General features: G+C 46.2%; 25 protein-coding genes. 2 read left to right on the forward strand and 23 right to left on the reverse strand.

Features of this window, described 5'->3' with window-relative positions; genetic code table 11:
* Positions 1-155: 155 nt before the first annotated feature.
* The 10 genes from V6669_RS26005 to V6669_RS26050 form a co-directional block, all read right to left on the reverse strand.
* Entirely contained in the window at positions 156-1058 is a 903-nt protein-coding gene (locus tag V6669_RS26005) for a carbohydrate ABC transporter permease (protein WP_036606894.1), read from the reverse strand.
* A 15-nt stretch (positions 1059-1073) separates the two neighbouring features.
* Positions 1074-2057: a sugar ABC transporter permease gene (locus V6669_RS26010; protein WP_036606891.1), complete on the reverse strand. Its 984-nt coding sequence runs from the start codon at positions 2055-2057 to the stop codon at positions 1074-1076.
* 278 nt (positions 2058-2335) lie between these two features.
* A complete protein-coding gene (locus tag V6669_RS26015; RefSeq protein ID WP_338588568.1) occupies positions 2336-5245 on the reverse strand; it encodes a sugar-binding domain-containing protein in 2910 nt (969 codons plus the stop codon).
* A 175-nt stretch (positions 5246-5420) separates the two neighbouring features.
* Positions 5421-7019 carry a response regulator transcription factor gene (locus tag V6669_RS26020; protein ID WP_338588569.1) on the reverse strand — a complete coding sequence of 533 codons (1599 nt, stop codon included), beginning with the start codon at positions 7017-7019 and terminating at the stop codon, positions 5421-5423.
* The gene (locus V6669_RS26025) at positions 7012-8802 is read right to left on the reverse strand and encodes a histidine kinase (protein WP_338588570.1); all 1791 of its coding nucleotides are present in this window, start codon (positions 8800-8802) and stop codon (positions 7012-7014) included. The genes V6669_RS26020 and V6669_RS26025 overlap by 8 nt, the downstream gene beginning before the upstream one ends.
* Before the next feature lie 325 nt (positions 8803-9127).
* On the reverse strand, positions 9128-9550 hold the full coding sequence (locus tag V6669_RS26030) for an OsmC family protein (RefSeq protein WP_017692209.1): 423 nt from the start codon (positions 9548-9550) through the stop codon (positions 9128-9130).
* Between the two features lie 277 nt (positions 9551-9827).
* Complete coding sequence (locus tag V6669_RS26035; RefSeq protein WP_338588571.1) at positions 9828-10574, reverse strand: amino acid ABC transporter ATP-binding protein; 747 nt, start codon at positions 10572-10574, stop codon at positions 9828-9830.
* A gap of 16 nt (positions 10575-10590) precedes the next feature.
* A complete protein-coding gene (locus tag V6669_RS26040) occupies positions 10591-11235 on the reverse strand; it encodes an amino acid ABC transporter permease (RefSeq protein WP_017692207.1) in 645 nt (214 codons plus the stop codon).
* Between the two features lie 32 nt (positions 11236-11267).
* Positions 11268-12119, reverse strand: coding sequence for a transporter substrate-binding domain-containing protein (locus V6669_RS26045; RefSeq protein ID WP_338588572.1), 852 nt, complete (start codon positions 12117-12119; stop codon positions 11268-11270).
* 114 nt (positions 12120-12233) lie between these two features.
* Entirely contained in the window at positions 12234-12866 is a 633-nt protein-coding gene (locus V6669_RS26050; RefSeq protein WP_338588573.1) for a TetR/AcrR family transcriptional regulator, read from the reverse strand.
* Positions 12867-13080: 214 nt separating this feature from the next.
* Here V6669_RS26050 and bacA point away from each other — a divergent pair, with 214 nt between their 5' ends.
* A complete protein-coding gene (gene bacA, locus V6669_RS26055; protein ID WP_338588574.1) occupies positions 13081-13893 on the forward strand; it encodes an undecaprenyl-diphosphate phosphatase in 813 nt (270 codons plus the stop codon).
* A 289-nt stretch (positions 13894-14182) separates the two neighbouring features.
* Here bacA and V6669_RS26060 read toward each other — a convergent pair whose 3' ends face one another.
* From V6669_RS26060 to V6669_RS26085, 6 genes are all read right to left on the reverse strand, one after another.
* Complete coding sequence (locus tag V6669_RS26060) at positions 14183-14362, reverse strand: hypothetical protein (RefSeq protein WP_133387174.1); 180 nt, start codon at positions 14360-14362, stop codon at positions 14183-14185.
* Positions 14363-14585: 223 nt separating this feature from the next.
* Positions 14586-14912 (reverse strand): thioredoxin family protein, encoded by a 327-nt coding sequence (locus V6669_RS26065; RefSeq protein ID WP_017692202.1) that lies wholly within the window; start codon positions 14910-14912, stop codon positions 14586-14588.
* Positions 14913-14997: 85 nt separating this feature from the next.
* Positions 14998-15906 carry an aldo/keto reductase gene (locus V6669_RS26070; RefSeq protein WP_338588575.1) on the reverse strand — a complete coding sequence of 303 codons (909 nt, stop codon included), beginning with the start codon at positions 15904-15906 and terminating at the stop codon, positions 14998-15000.
* A 186-nt stretch (positions 15907-16092) separates the two neighbouring features.
* The gene (locus V6669_RS26075; RefSeq protein WP_338588576.1) at positions 16093-16263 is read right to left on the reverse strand and encodes a hypothetical protein; all 171 of its coding nucleotides are present in this window, start codon (positions 16261-16263) and stop codon (positions 16093-16095) included.
* 215 nt (positions 16264-16478) lie between these two features.
* Positions 16479-17222 (reverse strand): 2,3-diphosphoglycerate-dependent phosphoglycerate mutase, encoded by a 744-nt coding sequence (gene gpmA, locus V6669_RS26080; protein WP_074096492.1) that lies wholly within the window; start codon positions 17220-17222, stop codon positions 16479-16481.
* A 73-nt stretch (positions 17223-17295) separates the two neighbouring features.
* Entirely contained in the window at positions 17296-17868 is a 573-nt protein-coding gene (locus V6669_RS26085; protein ID WP_017692198.1) for a DUF420 domain-containing protein, read from the reverse strand.
* Between the two features lie 376 nt (positions 17869-18244).
* On the opposite strand from V6669_RS26085, the gene V6669_RS26090 reads away from it, so the two are divergent.
* The gene (locus tag V6669_RS26090) at positions 18245-19435 is read left to right on the forward strand and encodes a cation:proton antiporter (protein WP_338588577.1); all 1191 of its coding nucleotides are present in this window, start codon (positions 18245-18247) and stop codon (positions 19433-19435) included.
* Positions 19436-19638: 203 nt separating this feature from the next.
* Here the strand turns inward: V6669_RS26090 and V6669_RS26095 are convergent, their stop codons facing one another.
* The 7 genes from V6669_RS26095 to V6669_RS26125 all read right to left on the reverse strand — a co-directional run bounded on the left by V6669_RS26095 (position 19639) and on the right by V6669_RS26125 (position 25913).
* A complete protein-coding gene (locus tag V6669_RS26095) occupies positions 19639-20124 on the reverse strand; it encodes a DedA family protein (RefSeq protein ID WP_036606861.1) in 486 nt (161 codons plus the stop codon).
* Positions 20125-20137: 13 nt separating this feature from the next.
* Positions 20138-20683: a CDP-diacylglycerol--serine O-phosphatidyltransferase gene (gene pssA, locus V6669_RS26100; RefSeq protein WP_282320197.1), complete on the reverse strand. Its 546-nt coding sequence runs from the start codon at positions 20681-20683 to the stop codon at positions 20138-20140.
* A 21-nt stretch (positions 20684-20704) separates the two neighbouring features.
* Positions 20705-22453, reverse strand: coding sequence for a HAMP domain-containing sensor histidine kinase (locus V6669_RS26105; protein WP_253503364.1), 1749 nt, complete (start codon positions 22451-22453; stop codon positions 20705-20707).
* Positions 22450-23130 carry a response regulator transcription factor gene (locus V6669_RS26110; RefSeq protein WP_036606855.1) on the reverse strand — a complete coding sequence of 227 codons (681 nt, stop codon included), beginning with the start codon at positions 23128-23130 and terminating at the stop codon, positions 22450-22452. The genes V6669_RS26105 and V6669_RS26110 overlap by 4 nt, the downstream gene beginning before the upstream one ends.
* Before the next feature lie 250 nt (positions 23131-23380).
* Positions 23381-24193 (reverse strand): bifunctional hydroxymethylpyrimidine kinase/phosphomethylpyrimidine kinase, encoded by an 813-nt coding sequence (thiD, locus tag V6669_RS26115; RefSeq protein ID WP_017692191.1) that lies wholly within the window; start codon positions 24191-24193, stop codon positions 23381-23383.
* 105 nt (positions 24194-24298) lie between these two features.
* Positions 24299-24997, reverse strand: a complete 699-nt coding sequence (locus V6669_RS26120; RefSeq protein WP_338588578.1) for an ABC transporter permease — start codon at positions 24995-24997, stop codon at positions 24299-24301.
* Entirely contained in the window at positions 24990-25913 is a 924-nt protein-coding gene (locus V6669_RS26125) for an ABC transporter ATP-binding protein (protein WP_338588579.1), read from the reverse strand. The genes V6669_RS26120 and V6669_RS26125 overlap by 8 nt, the downstream gene beginning before the upstream one ends.
* Positions 25914-25930: the final 17 nt, after the last annotated feature.

The following is a 25930-nucleotide window of genomic DNA, read 5'->3' on the forward strand; positions in this document are numbered from 1 at the left end:
TTATCCGGGACTTTTTTGTCCCTGTCTATAGCTTCATGAATACCACACCGCAGCCCTATACGGTGAAGCGCAGACCAAATGGCTGCGCTTCGGGTATCCTGATGCTTCATTTGTAGATGTACGGCCGCTCTATGTGGCAGCCTGTACCCACTTGTTTAACCTTTTACTGCGCCCAGTGTCATACCGCCAACAAAGTACTTCTGAAGGAACGGATATACAATGAGGATTGGAACCGTTACAACGATCGTAATCGCCATTTTGATCGATTCCGGTGAAATCTGTGTCATTTGCTGCGCCATATCATTGGCATTTCGTCCAGCACCTGAGCCTTGCTGTGTACTTTGCAATACTTTCATCAGCTCATATTGGAGCGTGGTCAAATGTGCCTTTGAACCATTATACAGGTACGTATCAAACCACGCATTCCATTGACCTACAGCCAGGAACAATGCGATGGTAGCAAGCACTGGTTTACACAGTGGCAAGATGATTCTGTAATAGATCGTAAAGTCATTCGCTCCGTCCAGCTTCGCGGATTCCTGCAATGAGTACGGCAGGCCATCAATGAATGAACGGATGATGAACACGTTAAATGCACTGATCATGCCAGGCAATACATATACCCAGAATGTACCGATCAGGTTCAAGTCACGCATCAGAATGTACACCGGAATCAGACCACCGGAGAAATACATCGTGAGCGCGAGTGTTGTGGAAACAAATTTTCTAAGTCCAAAATCAGGTCTGCTCAGTGTAAAGGCAATCATGGATGAACTGATCAATCCGAGCACGGTACCCACAAGTGTACGCAAAATGGAGATCTGCAAACCTTGTAACAATCCATCATATTGGAAAATCGTTTTGTAGTTCTGTAATGTGAATTCGCGAGGCCACAAGTAAATTCCGCCACGTACTGTATCTGTCGAGTTATTGAGTGAGATAGCTAGTACGTTAAGGAATGGATAAAGTGTTACAACCAGCACCATGGTCATCGCGAGGATGTTGAATATATCGAACAGTTTATCGCCCCGAGTAGCATTGAATGCTTTGTTCGCCATAATGTCGTCCCCTCCCTACATGATGCTTTCTTTAGTGAATTTTTTGAACAAGCCGTTCGCAGTAAACAGAAGGATGATACTGACAACGGAGTTGAATATACCTATGGCTGTACCATATGAGAATCGTCCCATATTCAAACCATAATTGAGCGCATATAGATCAAGTACTTCCGAGTAGTCTGTGACCAGACTGTTGCCAAGCAAGAACTGCTTCTCGAAACCGATACTGATCAGATGCCCAATTGACATGATGAAAAGTACAGAAATTGTGGTCCGTATGCCAGGCAGCGTAATATGCCACATCTGTCTCCAGCGGTTGGCACCATCTACACGGGAAGCTTCATACAACTCATTGTCGATACCTGTAATCGCCGCCAGATAGATGATGGCATTCCAACCGGTTTCCTTCCACATATCTGAAGCGGTTACAATGTACCAGAACAAGTTCCCCTTGGCCATGAATTGGATCGGCTGATCAATAATGTTCAGGCCTACCAAAAGATCATTGATAATCCCTCCATCGGTGGAGAGCATCTTCGTAATGATCCCGGCTACAACAACCCAGGATACAAAGTGAGGCAGATATGATACCGTTTGCACGGCACGCTTGAAGAACATGCCTCTCATTTCATTCAGGAGAATAGCGAAGAATATCGGCACGATAAAACCAACAACCAGTCCCATCAAGCTCATTGCAAGTGTATTTCGAAGTACCAGATAGAAACGATCATCACTGAACAGTTCTACAAAGTGTTTAAAGCCAACCCACTCTTGATCACCAAACGATCTGGCAGGTTTATAATTTTGGAAAGCCATCGTCCATCCCCATAGTGGCAGATAGTTAAATACGAAAACCCAAGCTACGAATGGCAATGACATGAGATAGAGATATTTCTGCTGTTTCATTCTGTCCCAAATTCCGTTCCGCCGATTCTTTAAAGGCGGTTTGGGGTCACTGCTTCTGTTCGCGGAAGCGGATTTTTTTGTTAGCGTTTCCATCTCCGTTCCCCCTCCTCTGTTTTATAAAATAATCATACTCGATAGAGCGTTTTCAAAATACCATCTGGATTTTAGAGAAAATCATATAAAAATTAGATATAGACATATATAATCAGACATTAATTAGTTAAAATCAGTGATAAATTCTACTTTTAAATGATATAAAAGTAATTATAAGGAAAAACACTATTCAAAGTGGTAAATATCGAAAACGTTTTATAGTAATCGTTTACTTCAATTACATGGCATACAAAAAGGACCCTTTCGGGTCCCTCTGATTACAATGTAAATTGAATGGTTTGCAGTTTAACGATGCCGAGTAATTGCGCTACGGATATGGAGGTTGCTGGACGGAATTGATCTCCATTCAGATACGCAAGCATCTCCTGAAATAAGTAGGCGGCTTCCGGACGCTTCATTACAGCCAGATTGGCAAACGGAAGTGAGGATATCAATATCTTGCCCTTCCCTACTTTTGCCTCAAAGGCATAAGCGAGTCGTTTGGCCCGATGGAAATGGTCCACCACTTCGATCAGCGGCTCAACCCCGGGCAACGTATCCAAACATATCGCTGGTGTACCGTTCACCAAGTGATACCAATGCCAGTCCGAAGCCCCATCATGCGGGAAGGAGCCTAGTAGTGCTGGCCGATCTCTCAGATACATGCCCATCGTTGCACCAGGCTGTGTAGCAAACATCAGGTAATTCCAGAATACAGGCAGATACTTGGTCTCCACTGAATCATACAACCCTTCTGCGGTTGACTGTAGCCAAACACTTCCCCCGTTGACCACATAATCAACGACATTGGGTGTTAACGACTGAACGATAACCAAGTCAATCTCCCGATTTTTCAACAACTGAAATCCATCGATACGATCTACGCAATCATCATGCGCTTCACCTAGGAATGGCTTCAACTCTGCCACGGTATTCCAGAACCGATTCGAACCCGGATGAGACTGATAAAAAGGAAACGACCAGCCCTGCCATACATTCGCTACAACTCTTTCCAAATCGCCTGATATCAGCTCCGCTTCGATCCGAAAAGCTGCTGCCCCTTCATGAGGAGCGGTAGCGACGATGCTTCCCAGTGACATGACAGACCCACATTGGATATCTCCGGTCTTCCATTCCCCTTCAGTAAGTATCACATCATCGCTTATTAACCTCCAATGAATAGTTGCGTCCTCAAGCGGATCTTTACCATAGTGAGAGATGCGCACATCGACATGAATAGGTTCTCCGGCGTAAAATGTACGCTCTTTACAACTTAACAACAGTACCATATCCGCATTGAACCGCATGAATTCTTCAGGTGTTGTAATGCCTTTGTCGTCCCAAAATACATCCAGAATGCCCGTCGTAGCATGTCCCTGCCCTGGAAAATCGCGAATGTCCAGAAGCTGTAAACCCGCAGCGTCCGGTGTTCGCCGAATTCGCTCCATCGCTTCTTTTAAGGAACGTACCAGATGGGTACCACTGACCTGTTGAAAATGCTCCAGGTCCTCGATCATGCCTTTGTTTGTTAACGATTCTTCAATCGGCCCTAACCAGCTAGGACGCAATACGCCAGTATACTTGGCTCGCTCTTGGGGCCGCACATACATGGTGTACTGTGCATGTTCGTGCCCAATGATGGGATGCTCCGCAAGCCGGGTGACTGCATGATAGTCCAGCGTGGTATCCGGCACAGCAGAATATGCGGATTCCAACGGGGGATGCCAGTTCAACGACTGAATATAATAATCACCTTCCCGCCCTTGCGCTGGAAGCTGTCCAAAACCTGTATTGTCCGTATATAAGCGAGTCGGGTCTGATTCCCTTGCCCTCGATACCCATGCATTGAGTTCAGGATGGCCATTCGGACCAATAAGCTCATTCCCCATGGAGAACATGACGAATGAAGGATGTCTATGCAGCGACTGAAGCAACCCGTCCAGTTCTTGTGTCAGATAGGACAATACTTCAGCTGGCGCAGACTGATCCGATTGCTCAAAGAAACGAGACCAATGGGGAAGTTCTGCCTGTACCAGCATGCCCGCTTCATCAGCCGCCTCCCAGAAAGGCTCCGGCGCGCTCCACCCATGCAGTCGGACATGATTGAAGCCATACGATCTGGCGACCCTAAATTGCTGAAGATAATGCTCCTTGTCCCAGACGGGATAACCTGTCAGTGGAAAGATACAGCAATCGACGTACCCACGCAGATATACTGGTGTCCCATTCAATTCAAGCTGCTTCCCATTTGTTGCAAAGGATCGTACACCAAATGATTGCTCCAGCCGATCCAGTTCCTGTTCACCGTCATGCAGACGGATCACTGCCTTGTATAATTCAGGGGATTCGTCCGACCATCTTGCGATAGACTTCTCTGTTCCAAGTTCCAATCGCCACTGTTCTATTAAAGCGTTACTTTCAATTAACTCTGCTGAGCTTATATCCACATGTGATGGATCACTCAGATTCACATTACAACTATATCGATCAAGCCATGTGCCGTCCGGATGCTGAATATCCACATGTAATTGCATCGATCTAGCGGAATCATTTGCGGGAGCGCTTACAGTACAATCAACCAGAATGGTTCCGTTCTCAGCATCTGGTTGAATACGTAACGTCTGTAATCGGCATGGGGGCAGACTGTCCAGATAAACACCACCCGTGATTCCACCCCAGGCTGTGGCCGTATGCGATGAATGAATATGGCTACCCGCCAGCGGAAGTTTCATCGTATTATCCACGCGGATCTCCACACGATTCAATTCTCCCTGCTTCACCAGAGAGGTAACATCCCACTTCTGTTGATTCACCAGACTATCCTGCTGCCCGGCATACTGTCCATTGATCCAGAGATTTGTTGTCCATCGGACACCTTCCAATCTGAATACATATTGACATCCAGGATCGTCTGATGGAACATGCACATCCTGAGCATACCAGGCTGAGCCTTCATACTCGCGAACCTTGGTCCAAGTATCGAGCCTTTCATATTCAGGCTCATCTCCGTATCCTTGCTCTTCCCATGAACCGGGAATCTGAATGGTCTCCCATGATGTATTTTCACACTGTGATGGCGGTAATATCTCTTGTTCAACGAGTTCATCGGACTCCCGATTCAAACGAAACTGCCATGTTCCATTTAAGTTCAATGTATGACGTACAGCACTTGTATCAGACAAATTCATATCGTACAACCATCCCTTCATCTGGATTCTTGTAAATCCAGTCTAAGATGTGAAGCATCCCGTGACCATTGCTTATCATGGGAAGTGCATGGACAATATGATGAATCTGGAAATTTCTCAGAAATACCGAAAACGTTTTACACAATAGGCAAGGACAATGCCCAGCGCTCCGTACTTATTCCTCGTTTGTATCCGTAGCCGTTCCTTTCAACGATGATTGGGTTCTGGCCTGTTTGTAAGCGGAAGGGGATTCCCCTACATATTTCTTGAACTTACCGTGGAAGTAGTCCACATTTGCATACCCCACTCTAGCCGCGACCTGATGGACCTTCAGTCCTTCATCCAGCAATTCCTTGGCTTTTTCCATACGAACCTTGTCCAGAAATGCATTGAAATACTCTCCAGTATGATTCTTGAACAACTTGCCCAAGTAACTGCTGTTATAGTTAAACACTTCAGCAAGTACTTCGAGCTTGAGATTTTCGCCAGGGTTACGCTGGATAAATTCAATCATCTGTTTCAATACAGTATCCTTGCTTCCCCCACCCATACGTTGAATAAGTCGATTCAAATGTTCCGATGCCATGACTTTGAGATCAGACATCGTAAATTGATGATAGACTTCATTAATCAGAACCGAATGTTCCTGCATAATGGAGTGCATCTGTTGATTCGTCGCTGCAAGCTTGTTGAACGCCAGGGAAAATACCTGTGAGAACGCCGTCTTGATCGCTTGCTCTGTTCGGTGATATGGAACGAGGCGCTCTTCCATCTCACCCAGTACCCGCATAACGGACTCACTACTGCGGATGTCTAACGCATAATACAGCTTGTCCGCGAGTTCGTCCTCAACTGGCTCATGTGCTCCGTCCACAGCTTGAACTTCTGGCTTAACAACGCTTTCGCCTTCGCTGCCTTCAGTCCACAGCATGATACGTTTCTCCGTGAACAAAAAGCGTTCACCGAGTATACGATTCGCCTGCGTGTATGACCGCACAATTTCAGAAGTGGAATGTACGGGTTCTCCTGCAGCACCATACATGTGAACCTCCCATTCTCCCAGCAGTCCTTCCAGCTCATCATACAGATTTCTTGCAGATGACTCGGATGTGATTGTTTCCTTGCTTAACAAGCCCAGACCGGAATGGAACGAAAATACAATGCCTCGGTCTTTCTGGTCAAATGCTTCAATCAGTTTGCGTTTCATTACACTTCCCCGCTGCAGGTCGGGGGCTACATGCATCTCAAGCAGCACAATTTGATAGTGAGGCCAGTGAAGCCCCAGGCTATCTTCTTCCATGCTACCCGCACCCTCCAGACTGTCAAAGAGCAAAGCCTCGATCTGATGCTCCCGATAGACGGTATCTTCACCAGCATGACGTGCCATTGTCTCCCGTTCACGGGTCAGGATTGTAGCAATACGCTCCAGTTCACCAATAATCTCTTCTTCATCAACCGGTTTGAGCAGATAACCATCCACACCAAAACTGATGGCTTTCTTGGCATAGTCAAAATCCGCGTAACCACTTAATATCAAAAAGTGCGAATCCGGATGATTCCGGCGCACTTCTTCAATCACATCCAGCCCGGTCATACCGGGCATGCGAATATCAATAATCGTCAGATCAGGCTCCAATTCCTCAAACCGGGAGATGGCCTCACGCCCGCTGGCAGCTGTAGCAATGACCTGGAATCCGTATTTTTCCCACTCGATAATGGTTGTCAGTCCCTCACGTATGCTCGGTTCGTCATCCACCAAAAACACTTTATACATGTTGGTCCCCTCCTGCTGGCAAAGTGAAAGAAACCTCTGTTCCTTCCCCATATACACTCTTAATCTGCAATCCATATGGCTCCCCGTACGTCAAGGTTAAGCGTTGATGTACATTACGCATGCCGATCCGGCTCTTCTCCTGTTCCTCTGGTCCACAGATGAACTGCATTACCTCAGCCAGTCGTTCTGGCGTTATGCCTGCACCATTGTCATCCACACGGATCTGCACAATGTTCTCTACTAAACGAATACTTATATGAACATGGACTGTACCCTCTTTGTTCTCCAGACCATGGACAATCGCATTCTCAACCAAAGGTTGAATAATCAAAGGCGGAATGTACATCTTCTCCACCTCGGGATCGATATGGATCTGGAATGCAAGGCGGTCGCCGTAACGAAATTTCTGAATTTCCAAATAGGAACGTACCATTTCAAGTTCAGCCCGGAAGGTTGTTTTTCCACTGCCAATCTCCAGACTCTTGCGCATCAGCTTGCCCAACAGCCGAACGATGTTAGCAATCTCTGCTTCTCCCTTAATATGCGCTTTCATCCGAATGGACTCCAGTGCATTAAACAAGAAATGTGGATTGATCTGGCTCGCCATCATTTTCAGTTTAATCTCTTTTTGGGCGATTTCCAATTGATTGTTCTGTTCGGTCGCTTCTACCACCTGCGTCATGAGTTCATTGATACTTTTCACCATATAGTTGAACTGTCGTGACAGTTGCCCAATCTCATCGTTTCCATCAATCCGCGAAGTCACGTTCAGGTCTCCTAATGCCAGCTTGTTGAGGTGTTTACTCAGCCGGAGCAATCGGTTCGAAGTGAGGAACGAGATGATATATACGAATAATAGGGCGATAACCAGCACAAGGATAATGAAAATCATGCCAATCATGCTGACAGTGTTGGCGTCTTTGACGATATTTTTGGTGGCAAAAACCGAAATCACCTTCAGGCTGTTCATACTCGATCCAGGGCCCAGCTCATCAATAACAATATTAGATGGTTCGCCCCGGAAATCACCCTCTATGGTGCCTTTCGCCTGATTCTGCAGATCAACGCCAAAATCAAGCTCATCCAGCGTTTTACCCACCAGCTCGGTATTCTTGGCTGCAACCACATAACCCTGCTCGTCCGTAATCATCGTCTCGAACTGTTCCTGACGCAACAATCCATTCAGCTCATCCTGATTGATCACAATCATCAACACGCCCTCTGTCCGATACTCGGCAAAAGGTACTTTGCGCACCAGGCTGAGCTTGTGTACAGGATTATCTTCCTTGTCCGGAATGTAGAACCAACCGATGCTGGTTGTTTTCAGTGCCTGTTGGTACCAGTAACTCTCTTCCGTCTGCTTGTCTACCGGGATGAATTCGAGGTTGTTGATCAATGTTGGGTTGGTTGAGTAAAAACGAATGCCCGCTATCTCACGATACAAACGCCTGTACTCCTGAAAGTCTTTGTATGCAAGATACGCTGAGGTAAGCTCCACAACGCTCTTGTACCGCTTATTCACGATCTCCTTGAGATCCGCATTAAACATTAATAGATTGGATATATCGGTTGGTACACGCAGCATGGTTGCCGTCTGGCTCTTGATTTTGTCCACATTGATGATCGTCTGTCCTATCGCATTGTCTAGGGCTTGCTGGCGAAAATAACTGGTCACAGCAAGACCAACAATCAGGACCGGAATCATGACAACCAGTACATAGGAAATGAGCAATTTATGCTTTAATTTGAGATTATTAGTGGTTCGTATCAGCCTTTTAAACATGTCTGCACCTTCCGTCATCTGTATAAGCGCTTACATATAAACAGCAGGATCAGGATGTTCTGTCCTCAGAATTAATCATACCACATAACCGTCAGAATTCGGATTGTCATTGCAATGGGTAATATATTGCCGGGCAACAAGCCAGCCTACCTCTAGTAGAAGAGGTCGCCATTAACATGGCGACCGGGCTTACCGAATTATTTTCTACTGACAGAAGTTTAGTGACTCCTAGATGGGCGAATCCCTGTTGAAGTGTTGGAAAAGCCAAAAAAGGCACTCCCACGATTGGAAGTGCCTTCTCAGTATAGAATCTGTTCGTGTGTTATTAAGGACGAGGTGTACTTACCCCATTGAGGATCAGTTTAGGATGAATATCGGCGTTCAGCGAAGCGGAAACTGCACAATATTTTTCCTCAGCCATCTGGATGGCTTTCCAAATGCGATAATCCGGGATATCCCCATCGACTTTGAAGATCAGATCAATGGATGTGAACCCTTTAGGCATCTCTTCACTGCGTGTGCCTTGTGCTTCAATCTCAATCGACTCAATTTTGTCCAGGAAAGCATCCAGAATCATCGTAATATCGATTCCCATACAGCCGCCGAGACCAGCTAGTAACAATTCCATCGGGGTCGCACCCTTGCTGTCGCCACCATAAGCAGCAGTGGCATCCATGCCAACCGCGTAGCCAGAGGGTCCTTCGGAAGTAAACGCACGTTTGCCTTTCCATACGGTTGTTACATTCATGATGTTATCCTTCTTTCTTACAATAGTTTAAGTTCAAGCGAAAAAGATTTGCACTTGCCACTCCGATGACAGAATAACCTTCCGATCGCTGTTATCCCCAGATTTTTTTGATTCCCTTCTTCAAGGGGAAAATCAGGGGATAAAGGCGCACGCTCCGCTTCTTCAGGTTTCTTCTGTCCTCTCCGTTCTTGTGTAAAAAGTTTAGTTGAACTGATATCGTCACGACCTTAAATACCCGCTCCGGGTACGTTCGTTCTTCCGAACGCTGTTATCTTTATCAAAATTCAGTAATCTGTTGCAAGAAACGACGCGTGCGCTCTTGCTTTGGATGTTCAAAGAAGGCCTGTGGGCTCGCTTCTTCCACAATCGACCCATCTGCCATAAAGACAATTTTGTTCGCCACATTACGGGCAAACTTCAATTCATGCGTCACGACCAGCATGGTCATGCCTTCCTCTGCCAGCTCCTTCATGACGGAAAGCACCTCTCCGACCAATTCAGGATCAAGAGCAGAAGTCGGCTCATCAAACAGCATCACTTCCGGCTCCATTGCAAGTGCACGTGCAATGGCGACCCGCTGCTGTTGTCCACCGGATAATCGGGATGGATACGCATCCTGCTTGTCCGACAAGCCGACCCGATCCAGAAGAATCAGGCCGCGTTCAGCCGCTTCGTCACGCTTGATTTTTTTCACCGTCACGAGACCTTCCATCACATTGCCCAGCACTGTCTTGTGCGGATACAGATTAAACTGCTGGAATACCATGCCGGTCTGGCGACGAATCTCCAGTACCCGGGCACGCTGGACTCGCAACGGATCTGCGCTGTTAACCACAACACCGTTCACTTCAATCTGTCCTCCAGACAACTCTTCCAGTCCATTCAGGCAGCGTAGCAAGGTACTCTTGCCGGAACCACTTGGGCCAAGCAAAACAACAATATCTTTGGCATCGACATGCAGATCGATGTTCGTAAGTACTTCATTTTTCTGAAAACGTTTGGTAAGTCCAGTTGTGGTAATCATCGGTTCTCTCCTCCCATCAGTAAGCCCGGGCCAACCGGCGCTCCACTTGTTCCAGAATGGCCGAGAAGCCGATACTCATAATCCAGTAGATCACACCGATGGCCAGATAAAACGGCATATTCAATGCATATTGTGATACCAGCAGTTGCGCTGACCGTAATAACTCGGTAACACCGATCGCCGCCACAAGTGATGTTTCCTTCAACATGCCAATAAAGGTGTTCCCCATCGGCGGGATGGCAATCCGCACAGCCTGCGGGAAGATAATGCGTCTCATCGCCTGAGCCGGGGTCATTCCCGTTGCATATGCAGCTTCTGTCTGCCCTTTTGGTACAGCCTGAATGGCTCCACGGAACGTCTCCGACAGAAATGCACCTGCATTCAGACTCAGTCCCAGACATGCAGCCGTGAGTGATCCCAAGGTCACTCCATAATCGACCAATCCGTAATAAATAACGAATAATTGCACCAGCAGCGGGGTTCCCCGCATGATGGATACATAAAACCTTGCGATCAACCTAAGCCACATCGGTCCCTTTAGACGAGCAATCGCAACAAGCACCCCGATGATGAATGCAAAAAACATGGAGATCACAGTTACATACAGCGTATAGTAAGCCCCCTTCAGAAAGAAGGGGATATTCTCAAATACCAGTTCCATGGGTCAAATCTTCCCTTCGCCTTGCAGGTTCATTATTGCGCAGGCTCTTCACCAAACCATTTTTTGAAAATGGTATTGTACGTGCCATCATCTTTCATGCCTTTGAGCGCTTCATTCAGTGCTGCTACGAGCTCCGGATTATCTTTGCGAACAGCAATACCTGCCTGGTCACTCTTAATTGCTTCGCCTACAGCTTTGATCTTTAATCCATTGGCATCAACAATCGGTTTCAATGCGTACATGTTGTTGATTGTGGCGTCAATCCGTCCAGCATTCAGGTCTTTCAGTGAAGAGATGACATCGTCATAAGTTTTGATCGTGAAGTCTCCCACTTTTGGCAACACTTCATTACGCAGATATGATTCATCATTTGTACCCAGACCTACGCCAATCGTTTTACCTTTGAAATCTTCCAGCTTGGTAATATCGTTATTGTCTTCTTTTACAATGATTTTAACTTGGTTCGTAATATACGGATCACTGAAATCGAGTACTTTCTTACGATCATCGGTGATCGTCATCTGGCTGATGATTGCGTCCAGCTTTTTGGCTTGCAGACTCGGTGTCAGACCGGAGAACTCCTGGGATACAAATTCAACTTCAACCCCAAGACGCTTCGCAACTTCACGTGCGATATCAGCATCATAGCCGTCCATTTCTTTCTTATCGTTCAGGAAGTTGTATGGTGCGTATGTGCCCATCATGCCTACTTTGATCACGCCAGCAGACTTGATCTGCTCCAGTTCATTACTCGCCTGTGCACCATTCGTGCTTCCATTGTCTGTTGCTTTACTTCCACAAGCACTAAGTACCAGCACGGTCATCAGCAGAATCGCTGTCAGAGACCAGCCTTTACGAGTTTTCGATCCATATGTTTTGTTCATTACGTTAACTTCCTCTCATTCGTGTATTAATCTGGATGTACATTTGGTTACTTTATTGAGACTAAACCGCAGTTGTACCCATTATTCCCTGCTACTTGTTTAATCATGTGAATCTTATGTGCCTAGCAGTCCGTAAAACTCAAAGCTTGCTGCCTCAGCAGCCAGCGAAGAAGCTGTCATGGCTGAGAACTTGCTGTGCAACTCATCGGAGCCGAACAACCAGCGCGATATCATGCCTTCAATCATGCTTACCAACAGCGCTGCTCGAAGCGGTACATCCATGCCCTTAGGCAACATGCCGAGTTCGATGGCACGTTCCATATTGTGACGGAACGCTGTCTCGACAGCATTACGTGTCTCCTCAACCAGGCGTTGTACGGATTCTTCCGTCACGATACCTTTTAGCAACAGCTCCATAAAATAACGATTCTGCGCAGCAAATGAGAACAAGTCAGTGAACAGCCTTTCCGATGCTTTCACCATATCTTCTATCGATCCGGCATCCTTGCGGTACCCTTGTCCGATCGACTCAAGCAACTTCTCCTTGCCCGTTAAGACTATCTCTGAAGCAATAGCTTCTTTACTCTTGAAGTGCCAGTAGAATGTCCCTTGCGCCACACCAGCCTCGCGGACGATATCGGAAATTTTCGTCTGATGGTAACCCTGGGTTGCAAAACGCTCCATCGCTATGCGTATTATTTGGTCCCGGCGTTCCTCACCGGGTTCCAAACCGTTAATTTTGGTCATTCATATAACCCTCCCGATTGATCAGTCAGTCAGTTAAGTTATATCCTATGGGATAACTAGGTTTTTGTCAATATAGTTTTAAACAAATGATTACGAGCATAAGTTGAAGTTGAGTGCATTTGTGATCATAATAGGTGATAGCCTTGTTCAAATGAACAGGCATGGTCAAGCAGGACAGCCTGTGCTGTCACCTGCATTTCAAGGAGGAAGAGAATTGGACATTATATCATCCATTATTATGGGCATCATCGAAGGTTTGACTGAGTTTTTGCCCGTGTCCTCTACTGGACACATGATTCTGACTGCCCACTTGCTGGGTTTATCGGAGGACAACGAGTCAGTCAAAACGTTTGAGGTGGTTGTTCAACTCGGAGCTGTACTTGCTGTTGTTGTACTGTACTGGAACAAATTCATCGATATGTTCCGCTTCACCGGAGGCAGCAGACCGTACTCCCGCCGCCTCAATCTGGGACATATCTTCCTGGCGATGGTTCCTGCCGTAGTCATCGGACTTGTGTTCCGCGACTGGATCAAAGCACATTTGTTTGGTCCGGAAACAGTGCTGTACAGCCTCGTTATAGGTGGTATATTGATGATCGTGGCCGAACGCTGGAGCCGTAAGAGTGACCGAATTACTACCCATGATGTCGATGACATTACCTACAAACAGGCACTCGCGGTAGGTCTATTTCAGATCTTGGCATTATGGCCAGGCTTCTCTCGTTCCGGGTCAACGATCTCAGGCGGTCTCTTTGCAGGGGTAAGCCGTGTAGCCGCTGCCGAGTTCACATTCCTCGTGTCTGTGCCGATTATGATTGGTGCTACGGGATATGACCTGTACAAAAGTATCGATCACCTGAACGGCAGTGATTTTCCAATCTTCGCGATTGGATTCATCGCTGCGTTCATCGTCGCCATGCTTGCGATCAAGACGTTCCTGTCCATTTTGAAAAAATTGAGCCTGACCGTCTTCGCTGTGTATCGCTTCGTCTTGGCAGCCGTGTTCTTTATTATCTTGATGATGTAATCATTACAATTCAAGTAATTAGACAGGCAAAATCAATGGCGGCCTCACGTTCCCTTGGGAAGTGAGGCCGCCATATTTTATATTTTTTGCTATACTTCCGTTACTTCATGATTCTGTTGGTTTATGATTCTTTTTCTGCTCCAGAGACAGGAAAATCCGTAATTAGAAGAAGTCTGATTCTTCATTACTTCCTTCTTTAGTGGGTTGGATCATTGGTGATGCCGACTAGGTTTACTATGTATCATGGACAACCATATTCATGTTCACTTCTAGAAAGCGGTCTGGCTTATTACCACTCTTTCACTTGAATACTCCGGTGTTTCTTACGATATTTTAATCTCTCACGCAGATTATATCTATTCTCCTTTTGTTCCTGCAGCAATTGCTTCACCCCGATCATCAACAATCGGTATCTTCGGTCATCATTGTGACTTAATTGGTGCATTTCTTCAAAAATTTCATTCTTCATACGGATCTTGTTCACTCCAAATATTCAGTTTGTTCTCACAGTATACATGGGAGCACTGAACAAATTCTAAACAAGCGTTGTTTCTCAACTTCAGTTATTCGAATGCATATATGAATGCACATCATGCGTGATGGAATGAAGCAGAAAAACCCCTTCCTGTCGCAAGACAAGAAGAGGCCTCCTTAGCTAAGTTAATTAAGCAAACTGCTGAGCCTTCGTACGCTTAAACTTTGGATTCAAGCGTCTCCAGGTACTCGGAGATTTGAGCAGGTGTTTTAGCCCATTTGCTATGCAGATGTGCGATTTTCTTGCCGTTCTGGAACACGAGCAGGCTTGGAATGCCGCGTACTCCATTCTCTTCGGCAAACGGCTGGAACTTTTCTGCATCCAGGGCATAGAAGGTTTTGTCCGTATGTTGGTCGATAACATCCCCGATAAAACGATCCAGGTTTTTGCAATCCGGACACCAGGTTGTATCAAATTTAATGACGGTAAAACCATCAGAGTTGATTGTATCCAAATATTGCTGTTCACTTTGAATTCTTTCCATATGTCTTCTCTCCCTTATATGTTCCTTTTTTGGCTGATCTTCATTGTACCTTGTATAGTTACAATTGAAAATAGGCTTAATGGAGTTAACGATGCTGCTTGTACAGATTAGCGGGACTGAGTTCTCGTATTTCCTGAATTTCAGCAGCGGTGAGTACAGGCGAATTCGAAGCTGCAATATTGTGCAGCAACTGTTCTCTTGAACTGGCACCAGGGACAACAGCTGCTACGGCAGGATGGGATAACGCGTAGCGAATAGCCGTCTGAGCCATACTGCGTTGGTCTGTAACAAGACGACTTAGCCCTTGCCGGATGGTATATAGTTGCTCTGGCGTGTAGTCCAGATAACCTTTGTCTGCCTTGGCAGATCCGGAATCGGCAAGCACACCGCTAGCTACGGGCCCACGGGCAATTACGCTGATCCCCTTTTGTTCCAATAAAGGTAGCACCTCTTCTTCCGCTCTGCGGTCAGCAATGCTGTACTGGTTCATCACACTGACGATGGATGCCCTCTTTACATACTCACGAATCACATTGGGGCGAATGGAGGAAATACCGTAATATCGGATAAGTCCTTCCTTCTTCAATTCCTCAAACGCTTCGATCGTCTCTTCGATGGGGTCGTCCAAGGTCCCGCCATGCAGCTGATACAGATCGATGTAATCGGTCTGCAACCGCTTCAGACTTTCATGTACAGCCTGCTTAATGTAGGCTTTGGACGGGTCCCAAGACCAGCCCTCCTTGCCTGCAATACGACGATTACCTACTTTGGTCGCCACAACGACTTGGTCACGACGTCCCTTAATAGCTTGTCCTACTATCTCTTCATTACGCCCTTCGTCATACAGATCGGCTGTATCCAGCAGATTGACGCCATGTTCCAGAGCCTCATGAATCAGGCCTATAGCTGGCTCCATTTCAGTTCCAAGTGACATACATCCCAGCCCAATCTCAGACACCATCAGTTCGGATGTACCCAGACGATTTTTCTTCATATGTGCATCTCCCTCCATACGTTCTGCAAGTATCCATTGTATCATTCTTGCTGGCAAAAATCGCATTACACACAAAAGCAAGGGATTGCTTTCGATTTTCGATTGCACAAAAAAACCTGGAACGACTTCATCTCCAGGTTTCTCATAATCATCATTTAATTCAATCGTTAGGTGAACTATCGCAATCTATTTCACTTCCACGCGTGGTCTGGTTTTGCTTGTTCCATTGGACGAACTGGAGCTTTTCATCATACCCGAGACAGTGCTAAACAGCTTATCTCTTGCTTGTTTGTTCCTCATCAGATAAGTCACACCTGCGCCGATAGCCGTCATGAGTATTCCTCTTCTTTTAGACATGTGCTTCTCCTCCTTCAGGATAAATGTACATCGTGTCTTGTTTGACAATTACCCTGTGAGAGCAAAACGAAACGAAGTACAGGCTTGATCGCAGAAAAAAAGATGACCTCCGAATTCAATTCAGCGGTCATCTTTCAATCGTCCTGTTGAAACATCAACCGAACGAGATAAATCATACAAGCTTTCGTACAATCAAGACAAACGTCCATGTCCAATTAATCAGATGGCGTTGCCACATGGGTCATTTCTTCATGTTTGTAGGTCGAACCATCCGCGGTCAGATAAAAGTGTCCGATGGGATGCAGATCTTCATCCAATTCGTAGACAAGCGGAATACCTGTCGGGATATTAAGTGCCATCACGTCTGCTTCGGACAATTGGTCCAGATGCATGACGAGTGAACGGAGCGTGTTCCCATGCGCAGAGATCAGCACTCTTTTGCCAGCCGACACCATCGGTTTAATCTCCGCATTCCAGTACTCCAGTACACGCTTCGAGGTATCCATCAGGTTCTCCGTAAAAGGGATGGTACATCCGAGCCGCTTGTACTTGTCCAGATCCTGCACATATCGGTCATCGGTTTGGTCCAGTGCCGGGGGAGATACGTTCACGGATCGTCTCCATTCCTTTACTTGGTCTTCCCCATACTTCAGAGCAGTCTGCTGTTTGTTCAGTCCTTGCAGCGCACCATAATGACGTTCATTCAGCTTCCAGGTCTTCGTAATGGGAATCCACATGAGGTCCATTTCATCCAGCGCAATATCGAGTGTTCGGATAGAACGTTTCAGCACGGACGCATAGGCGTAATCAAAATCAAATCCCTGTTCCTTCATGATCTTCCCTGCTTTACGAGCTTCTGCATATCCATCCGTCGTCAGATCCACATCTGTCCATCCGGTAAAACGGTTCTCTACATTCCACATACTCTGTCCATGGCGAATCAAAACAACTCTGTACATAAACGCGAACCCTCCTTCCATGGAAACATTACCCGCAACTCAAACTAATTAGCACAGTGAAACGTTCATAACATTAATAATATGGTGCCATCATGAGATATACTACAACACCTGTAGAGCTGACATATAACCAGATTGGCATAGTCCAACGAGCAATTTTGCGGTGTTTCTTCAATTGATTCGTCCAACCCCATACAAGTGTGAACAATGCCAATGGAACAATCAGAGCTGCCAGTATACTATGGGTAATCAGAATGAAGAAATAGATCGAACGAATGATGCCCTCGCCGCCGTATTTGGACGTCTCTGGTGAGAGGTAATGAAACGTCAGATAAGTCACGAGGAATAACAGTGTCGTTGAGAATGCAGCAAGAATAAATCGTTTGTGCAGCTTCACATTCCGCTTGATAATCGCAATAAGCGCTGCGAGCAGGAAGATGAAGGTAAAGCTGTTAAACACGGCATTAAACCGCGGCAACACCGTAATATCAAAGGTTACATCACCTTTGTAACCAATCGACGGTGCGAAGAACAATAATAAAATAATGACATTAGCGAGAATGGAAATCGTGATAATGATGCCTGCGAAATTTTTATTACTCGTCGGGGATGGAATGTTCGGTTCCCCTTTGTTATTTTTGCCCAATGCAAAATCCTCCTCATATCCTAACTTCTATGTTCTATATCATTATATCTCGGCAATTCCGGGCTGTTAAGTGACAACACTCTGAACAAAAACCGCTGCACTCCCCTATAAAATGCCCCTTTACGGCCATTTTCAATCAAATCCAAACCGGCTCCCATTTACCCGAGTCCATATTTGTGGTATAATTAATGCAATTAATCACATACGCGTTGAAAACTGGAGGAGCCTGTCACCAAGGGCCCCTCTTTGTCTTTTTCAGGCACAGAACGGCACTTTCCTAATGCCTTTCTGTGCCTTTTTGTCTTTTTGAAGCTGAGAATGGATAGCCCTTGGGCTGGTTAACCTATAGACGCTACTACTGGAGGGGAGCACACCTATGGAATTTATTTTGGTTCTTGCACTTATTTTAATCTTTACCAAACTTGCTGGTGATCTATCCGTAAGATTGGGTCAACCATCGGTTCTGGGGAAACTGATTGTGGGTGTCATCCTCGGGCCTGCAATTCTTGGTTGGGTTCAGCAAAGTGATTTCGTTCATTATATGGCCGAGATCGGAGTACTACTGTTAATGTTCATTGCCGGACTGGAAACCGATCTGGAGCAGTTGAAGAAAAACTGGAAAGCGGCCTTTGCCGTAGCGGTCGGCGGTATCATATTACCCTTCATTGGAGGTTATGGTTCTGCCATTGCTTTCGGTATGTCGACAACGCATGCTCTGTTCTTTGGACTTTTATTCTGTGCCACTTCCGTCAGTATTTCGGTTCAGACACTGAAAGATATGGATCAACTCAGCTCTCGTGAGGGTACAACAATCCTTGGCGCAGCTGTTGTCGATGATGTCCTGGTCGTTGTCATTCTTGCCGTTATGATGAGCTTGCTGGGTACAGGTGGAGGAGACACTTCAATTTCTCTTCTGATTGGCAAGAAGCTGTTATTCTTTGTTATCATTATCGCTGCCAGCTGGTTCCTTGTTCCACGCATCATGAAGTGGATGGCACCACTGAAGGTAACGGAGACCGTTATTACTGCGGGACTGATTATTTGTTTTGGATTTTCCTACTTTGCAGAGTGGATGGGAGTTGCTGGAATCATTGGAGCATTTGCCGCTGGTATCGCCATCTCTCAGACCAACTTCAAACATGAAGTCGAAACCAAACTGGAACCGATCGCCTACGGAATTTTTGTACCAGTGTTCTTTGTAAGTATTGGCTTAAATGTCACCTTTGATGGTGTGGGTTCACAAATTTGGTTTATTGTTGTTATCAGTCTTATCGCCATTGTTACCAAACTTCTTGGCGGCGGAGCCGGTGCACGTCTTACCGGATTTGATCGTATATCGTCTCTTGCCATTGGCTCAGGAATGATTTCAAGAGGTGAGGTTGCACTCATTATCGCTTCAACTGGACTCGCCTCTGGATTACTTGATCCGGAATACTTTACAAGCGTCGTGATCATGGTCATTGTGACTACACTGGTCACTCCACCACTCCTCAAAATCACCTTTGCACGTAAAAAAGGGGAAAAGCGAGTCGAACGAGGAATTGAAGAATCTCATTTAAGTGGGTAAGGTCAGTTGTGAAGTAAACGCCGCTTTGATCCATTTTTACCTTCAACGCGAAGGTTGGAATGGTCGGAGCGGCTTTTTGTATTTTATAAAGTAATCCTCATTCGTTACTCATTTGATTTCGCTATATAGAAAAACAAAAAAAGACCACCTTACACTCAAGAGGTCTTCCATCCTTGCCTGTTGTTACAAAAGGCTGTCCCATTTTAAGTTAACACGCCAACATAAAAACCAATCGAGATAAAGACAACACACCAGACGAATGCACCAATGCCCGACACAACTACGTACCTGCCAATTGCCATCTTGCTAATCCCGGAGAAACAACACATCAGATGACGAATGCCTGGAATGAAGTAACCCAGGATGATGGACCAATACCCATATTTGAGGAACCACGACTCCACCCTGCTGAATCGTTTGGCATTAACGCCGACCCACTTGCCGTATTTTTCAACCAGCGGCCTGCCCGCTTTTTTGCCAATCATGTAGCTAAGCAGCCCTCCGGTAAATGCGCCACCGAAACTGACGGCGATGGATACGGAGTAATTCAATACCGAGATGGAGGCGAGATAACCGACAAAAGTCATCATCACCTCATCCGGAATCGGCATGCCAATAACGCCAAGAGCCAGTAGTCCGTATATTGCGAAATAACCATATTGACCAATAAATTCTTTTGCAAATTCCATACTGACTCGCTCCTTATTTCGGTTCCACAATATCCTTCTCATGTGAGGCTAACACTTGTTTTAGAGACGGGAATCGGATTTGGCTCACCATGAGACCGGATAATACAATAATGACAAGATAGGCTACACCATGTGTGAAATAAGGACTCCAGAGTGCGAAAAAGGACATCAGACCTCCGGCAAATGTAATCGGCATCCCGACAAAACCACTGCTTGCTGTCTTCTGACAGTTATAACGGGCCAGACGCAAAGCCCCGCAAATCGGAAACAATGCAGTCAGTGCCATCCCCAGCACACTCACTTCAATCATGGAATTCAGGTACAGAATCAGCACGGGCGCTGTTCCGAATGAAACTACATCCGCAAGCGAGTCCAAGGACTTGCCGAATTCACCCTCACAATGCAATTTACGAGCCGCATACCCGTCAAACAGATCAAAGAACATCGCTACCCATATCATCATCACAGCCAGGGCAAATTCACCATGAATAGCCATAATGATTGCCAGTATGCCTGAACTCAGATTCCCCAAGGTTAAAATCGATGGTAAAGACTTCATAATATTTGACTCCCTTTCGTACTAGGCTTTAGGAAAAATAATATAAAAACGGACTCCATCCGGTGTATTCTCCACTCCATAACTGCACCCATGCAGATCAAGAATCTGCTTCGCAATGGCCAGACCAAGCCCGGTCCCCCCCATTTTACGATTACGTGAGCGCTCTACCCGATAGAACCTCTCCCATATATACTGCCGCTCAGCTTCAGCAATGTGCTCACCCTTGTTTTCAATGGAAATATGGACAAAACCTTCACGCCTGCTAATCTCAATAGTTATATCGGTATGTGGTATCGCATGACGTATAGCATTCATCATGATATTGAAAATAACTTGCTCCAGCTTGCTTCGGTCACCCTCAACCGTCTGTTCTGTTGTGGATACAAGCACTACATCCAATCCTTTGTCCTTCAGTTGCGGACCCAGACGGCCAGCGATATCTTCAATCATGTCAGCCAGTGCAACAGCATCCGTATTCAATTGAACCGCTGAGGATTCCAGTCGCACCAGATCCAGCATCTCTTCAACCATCGTTTCCATTTTGATCGTCTCATCGGCAATGATCTCAATGTAACGCTCCCGTTTGCTCTCACTGACGCCATCCTTCAGCCCTTCAGAATATCCCTTAATAATGCTGATTGGAGTCTTAAGTTCATGTGATGCATCGGCAAAAAACTTGCGCTGTCGCTGTTCAATCTCCTGCTTCATTTCCATATCTGTACGCATCTGCGTGTTGGCCTGCCTCAGCTCTTCCAGTGTCTGACCCAAGGTTCCCGATAAGGCATTAAGGCTGTTAGACAGACTGCCGATCTCATCATTACGCCGGATGGGTGATTTCACCGTGAAATCCAGCGTAGACATTTTCTTGGCGACATGGTTCAAGGCCAAGAGCGGCTTCGTTACAATTCGGGACAGGAGTAACGCCAGCAACAGAATCAATATAAATGCCCCTATGCCGAAATACGCATAGAACAAACGTGTTGCCTCATTCGCTTCCCTCATCTCCTGTAGAGAGGTGAGCGAGAAAATCAGTTGCTGCTCGGGTCCGGAACGATGCACTGGAGCAATGGTGATGACATTGCGAACACCGCTCCAGCTATCCATCCATTCTTCATTAAGCATTTTGCCATTCGCCAAGGCCAGTTGGTCTTCGGTGGACAACGGGAACCGACTATCCAGGGCTTGCACCAGCAGTCCCTGCCTCTGACTCCACGTTGCCAGATTGGGAAGAACGACCTCGGTCAATACGCCTGACCATTCCTTTACCGGTTCAATTGATTCCTGAAAGCTTTCTGTTCCCCATGCGGCAGAAGTGGCATCTTGGATTTTGAATGGATAGACCATGGATTCGCTGGCCGGACCTTTCACCGTCAGTTCTTGCCCATATTTCAGATGGGATGTAATCCAGCCAGCATTCTCACTATTGATAAACAAGGACAAGGACACTTTCACGTGACTTCCATCCTCTTGAAGCAACGTAATGTGGAACGGGTCATTAACCAGTCTTCCTTTATTCGTCAGAATGACCAGATGTGACTGATTCTGACGCATGAATTTCCCGGTCTCCTTGGCTAGCTGTAAATCACTCCAATGTCCATTGGAATATTGCTGTTCGAACTTGGACAGCTTTTTCTTCATACTGCTAACCTTTTGATGCTGATAGAAGTCGGGGAACCAGACCAACTGGGCAAAAACCGTCGTCCCATATAGAAGTACCAGACATCCTGCCATAACCAGAAAAAGCTTCATCGTTACGCCATTTCTTCTCATGCTTCTGCCTCGAAACGGTATCCAGTGCCAATCACCGTCCGGATACACTTGGCTTCATCACCCAGTTTGCTGCGCAACTTCTTGATGTGGGTATCCACAACACGTGAGTCCCCTTCAAAATCAAATCCCCAGATCCGATTCAAAATGGCATCCCGGGACAACACAATGCCTGCATTACGTACCAAATAAAGCAACAGATCATATTCCTTTGGTGCAAGTTCCACTTCAATTCCGTCCTTCTCCAGACGTCTGGCCCATGGATCAAGGGTTACCTGTCCGAAGCGAATCACACCCTGCTCTCGTCCAAATGCACCTTCAACACGCTTCATTAATGTCTCTGCACGTGCAACCAGCACACGTGGACTAAACGGCTTGGTAACGTAATCGTCTACGCCCAGCTGAAATCCATGAATTTTATCGTCATCCTCGGACCGTGCAGTCAGCATGATAATAGGTACGGTGGATTGGGATCGAATATGCCCACATAACGTCCATCCATCCATTTCAGGCATCAAAACATCCAGAATAACCAAATCCACCTCATGCAGAGCCAACAGTTCCAGTGCCTGTACTCCATGTTCTGCTTCTATGACGTTCCATTGTTCTTTTATGAAATAATCGGCCACAATCTCACGAATGCGGCTTTCATCTTCCACCAGAAGCACTGTTCTGATCATGGCCGACTCTCCTTTTAGATTTCTGATGATAACATACCTATTCCATGTGTCGTTCATGTGTCCACACATGTTTTGGAATGCTCCCATGATATATACGATTAATATAAGCCAAAAGTTACTAATTTTTATAAAAATTCGCATAAAAAAGAAGCCGTCAACGAGCAAGCTCCAGCTCATTGACAGCTACTTGAATGAAATCGAAGTGTGTTATCCAGAATTGATGCGCTACTGCGCGCTCCCTGGCAACACTTTAACGTTGTTGCTCCAGACGGTGTGCCACATGCAGTGTAGGGCCAACAAAACGGTTTAGCGGGAATCCGCCGGCAATCGCTTTGGTCACGAAGGCTTTACCTTCACGAACAGCCTCTTTCACTGAAAGACCACGAGCCAATCCTGCGGTAATCGCCGCAGACGTTGTGCAGCCCGCACCATGAGTATATCCGGAGCCGACAACATCGGCTTCAAACCATTCGTAGTTGGTTCCATCATAGAGTAGATCCATTGCTTTACCCGGGCTAATGACACCTCTGTCCTTGATCAGAACATGTTTCGAGCCATGGGCATGAATTGCTGCTGCCGCTGCTTCCATTTGTTCCTTGGAGCGAATAGGTCCGCTCTTCGCCAGTTGGGATGCTTCGAACAGATTAGGTGTAACCAGATCAGCACCTGGCAACAGGAATTCGATCATCGCTTCCGTATTTTCCGGTTGCAGTACTTCGTCTGTACCTTTGCAGACCATTACCGGATCGATAACGATCTGTGGCAGACCGCTGCGGCGAATATGTTTTGCTACCAGTTCAATAATATCTACAGAACCGAGCATACCTGTCTTCATTGCATCAAAACCGATGCCGTCCAGAACAGTGCGAAGCTGCGCTTCAACTACATTTAATTCAACAGGAAAGACCTGGTGATCCCATGTTTCGGGCTCCATTGCCACAACCGTAGTCAGTACGGTCATGCCATACACACCCAGCTCCTGAAAAGTTTTCAAATCAGCTTGAATACCTGCACCGCCGCTCGTGTCCGAACCAGCTATTGTTAATGTTTTTGGAATCGTCATGGTAGTTGCATTCTCCTTCGTGTCTCAGTTGACATTATCCTATCCCTTGTACGAGCGGATGTCAATGGCATCTGAAGCCATACAGAGCATGGTTTTCCGAATGATTCAGTTCACATCTTTTGTCTCCAGACGAACCATGGACATCGAAGCAATCCATATCCCTATTGCTCCAAGGGTCAGAGGGATAATAATAAGCGAATGAATGGAAACTTCCGACCCGTTGAATCCGGAGCAGACAATCAAAACCAGCAAAATGGACGAGACCATTGTAGTTGTGACAGAATGCTTACGCATACCGAAGAATAGGGGAATGAGTGCCATACACGCAGCCGATAAAGAACTCATACTGTACTTCACCAGAAGTCCCAATATATCCTGATTTGTCAATGATCCAGGGATGAAGGAGTGGAAATGATTAACAATCAACAGCAGTGAACCCATCAACAGATCGGTAACCATAATCATCACAAATGTAAAACCAAACACGATAATCAATTTGGCAGCAATGATTTTATGACGCTGGATGGGATAGGTGAACATGACGTTCATCGTTTTATTTCTATACTCACTGATCACCAGCTTGGATAATAAAGCCCCTGCAAATATGATAAAGGTCGCTCTCGCAAACGTATCGATAATCATAAAGGCCGTCTGGTAATCGGCATAGGCATAATCTTCTGCCCCCACATCCACGAATCCAATCATGATCAGGAAAAGAAGAATGGCTATACTGGCAATACCTGCTCCTGCAAAATTACGTGCAAAACGGTGCTTCCGCATCTCAAGTCTGATTAGTTTAAGCAACGTCTTCATCCCCTTTCACAAGCTTCATGAAGTGTTCTTCCAGGGAATGAGCCCGTTTGGATATCGATTCGATCTCAATGCCATGCTGAATCAGCTTGGTGTTCAGTTCCGATGGAATGATTCCCGGATCATAGATGCGTAACGTTTGGTCATCAACCAGTTTATAATTACTCAAACCAAGCTGGTGTTCAATGACATAGGTCGCTTTGCGGATATCCACCGCCTGTAACTCGATGTACTCATTTTGACTTCCACGAATGCTCTCCATCGATACTTCCTCCACCAAGCAACCGCCGCGAATGACACCAACTGTGTCAGCAATCTGCTCTATCTCGCCAAGAATGTGACTGGAGACCAGCAGGGTAATGCGATACTCATTGCTAAGGCGCTTGAACAAATCTCGCATTTCCCGGATCCCTACAGGATCCAATCCGTTGATCGGTTCATCCAGAATGAGCAGTTCAGGTGTGGTTATAAGTGCACGAGCCAGTCCCAGCCTCTGCTTCATGCCCAAGGAGAAGTCCTTGACCGGTTTCTTGCCTGTATCCTTCAGCCCTACCATTTCCATCGTATTGTTGATGATTTTTTTGTTGTGAAACCCCATGTATTCACAGTGAAGTTCCAGATTTTCACCAGCAGACAGCCTATCGTAGAAAAAAGGATATTCAATAATGCTGCCCATTCGCTTCAGCACTTCATAGGAGGTCGGCGTTAGCTTCTCCCCAAACAGTTCTATCTCCCCTGTGGTTGGTTTGACGAGATTGGTGAGCATCTTCATGATGGTTGTTTTACCAGCACCATTCGGACCGAGGAATCCATAGATCTCACCTTGCTTGATATTCATATTGACGTTGGATACAACCTCCACCCCTTCATATACTTTGGTCACATCTATTGTTCGTGCGATATAATTCATCGTCCTTGTTCTCCTTT

This window comes from Paenibacillus sp. Y5S-9 (assembly GCF_036894235.1).
Taxonomy (GTDB): domain Bacteria; phylum Bacillota; class Bacilli; order Paenibacillales; family Paenibacillaceae; genus Paenibacillus.

Excerpts from the sequence above, each read along its gene's own strand:
- V6669_RS26095 (WP_036606861.1), bottom strand. The coding sequence starts at position 20,124 with ATGGAATTTGCAAAAGAATTTATTGGTCAATATGGTTATTTCGCAATA.
- V6669_RS26110 (WP_036606855.1), bottom strand. The coding sequence starts at position 23,130 with ATGATCAGAACAGTGCTTCTGGTGGAAGATGAAAGCCGCATTCGTGAG.
- V6669_RS26010 (WP_036606891.1), bottom strand. The coding sequence starts at position 2,057 with ATGGAAACGCTAACAAAAAAATCCGCTTCCGCGAACAGAAGCAGTGAC.
- pssA (WP_282320197.1), bottom strand. The coding sequence starts at position 20,683 with ATGAAGTCTTTACCATCGATTTTAACCTTGGGGAATCTGAGTTCAGGC.
- V6669_RS26040 (WP_017692207.1), bottom strand. The coding sequence starts at position 11,235 with ATGGAACTGGTATTTGAGAATATCCCCTTCTTTCTGAAGGGGGCTTAC.
- V6669_RS26005 (WP_036606894.1), bottom strand. The coding sequence starts at position 1,058 with ATGGCGAACAAAGCATTCAATGCTACTCGGGGCGATAAACTGTTCGAT.
- V6669_RS26105 (WP_253503364.1), bottom strand. The coding sequence starts at position 22,453 with ATGAGAAGAAATGGCGTAACGATGAAGCTTTTTCTGGTTATGGCAGGA.
- V6669_RS26030 (WP_017692209.1), bottom strand. The coding sequence starts at position 9,550 with ATGAATGTAACAACCGTATGGAAAGGCAAACGTGCGTTTACTTCCGAA.
- V6669_RS26015 (WP_338588568.1), bottom strand. The coding sequence starts at position 5,245 with ATGAATTTGTCTGATACAAGTGCTGTACGTCATACATTGAACTTAAAT.
- V6669_RS26035 (WP_338588571.1), bottom strand. The coding sequence starts at position 10,574 with ATGATTACCACAACTGGACTTACCAAACGTTTTCAGAAAAATGAAGTA.
- V6669_RS26065 (WP_017692202.1), bottom strand. The coding sequence starts at position 14,912 with ATGGAAAGAATTCAAAGTGAACAGCAATATTTGGATACAATCAACTCT.
- V6669_RS26045 (WP_338588572.1), bottom strand. The coding sequence starts at position 12,119 with ATGAACAAAACATATGGATCGAAAACTCGTAAAGGCTGGTCTCTGACA.
- V6669_RS26025 (WP_338588570.1), bottom strand. The coding sequence starts at position 8,802 with ATGTTTAAAAGGCTGATACGAACCACTAATAATCTCAAATTAAAGCAT.
- V6669_RS26070 (WP_338588575.1), bottom strand. The coding sequence starts at position 15,906 with ATGAAGAAAAATCGTCTGGGTACATCCGAACTGATGGTGTCTGAGATT.
- V6669_RS26060 (WP_133387174.1), bottom strand. The coding sequence starts at position 14,362 with ATGAAGAATGAAATTTTTGAAGAAATGCACCAATTAAGTCACAATGAT.
- V6669_RS26090 (WP_338588577.1), top strand. The coding sequence starts at position 18,245 with ATGGAATTTATTTTGGTTCTTGCACTTATTTTAATCTTTACCAAACTT.
- V6669_RS26075 (WP_338588576.1), bottom strand. The coding sequence starts at position 16,263 with ATGTCTAAAAGAAGAGGAATACTCATGACGGCTATCGGCGCAGGTGTG.
- V6669_RS26050 (WP_338588573.1), bottom strand. The coding sequence starts at position 12,866 with ATGACCAAAATTAACGGTTTGGAACCCGGTGAGGAACGCCGGGACCAA.
- thiD (WP_017692191.1), bottom strand. The coding sequence starts at position 24,193 with ATGACGATTCCAAAAACATTAACAATAGCTGGTTCGGACACGAGCGGC.
- gpmA (WP_074096492.1), bottom strand. The coding sequence starts at position 17,222 with ATGTACAGAGTTGTTTTGATTCGCCATGGACAGAGTATGTGGAATGTA.
- V6669_RS26020 (WP_338588569.1), bottom strand. The coding sequence starts at position 7,019 with ATGTATAAAGTGTTTTTGGTGGATGACGAACCGAGCATACGTGAGGGA.
- V6669_RS26125 (WP_338588579.1), bottom strand. The coding sequence starts at position 25,913 with ATGAATTATATCGCACGAACAATAGATGTGACCAAAGTATATGAAGGG.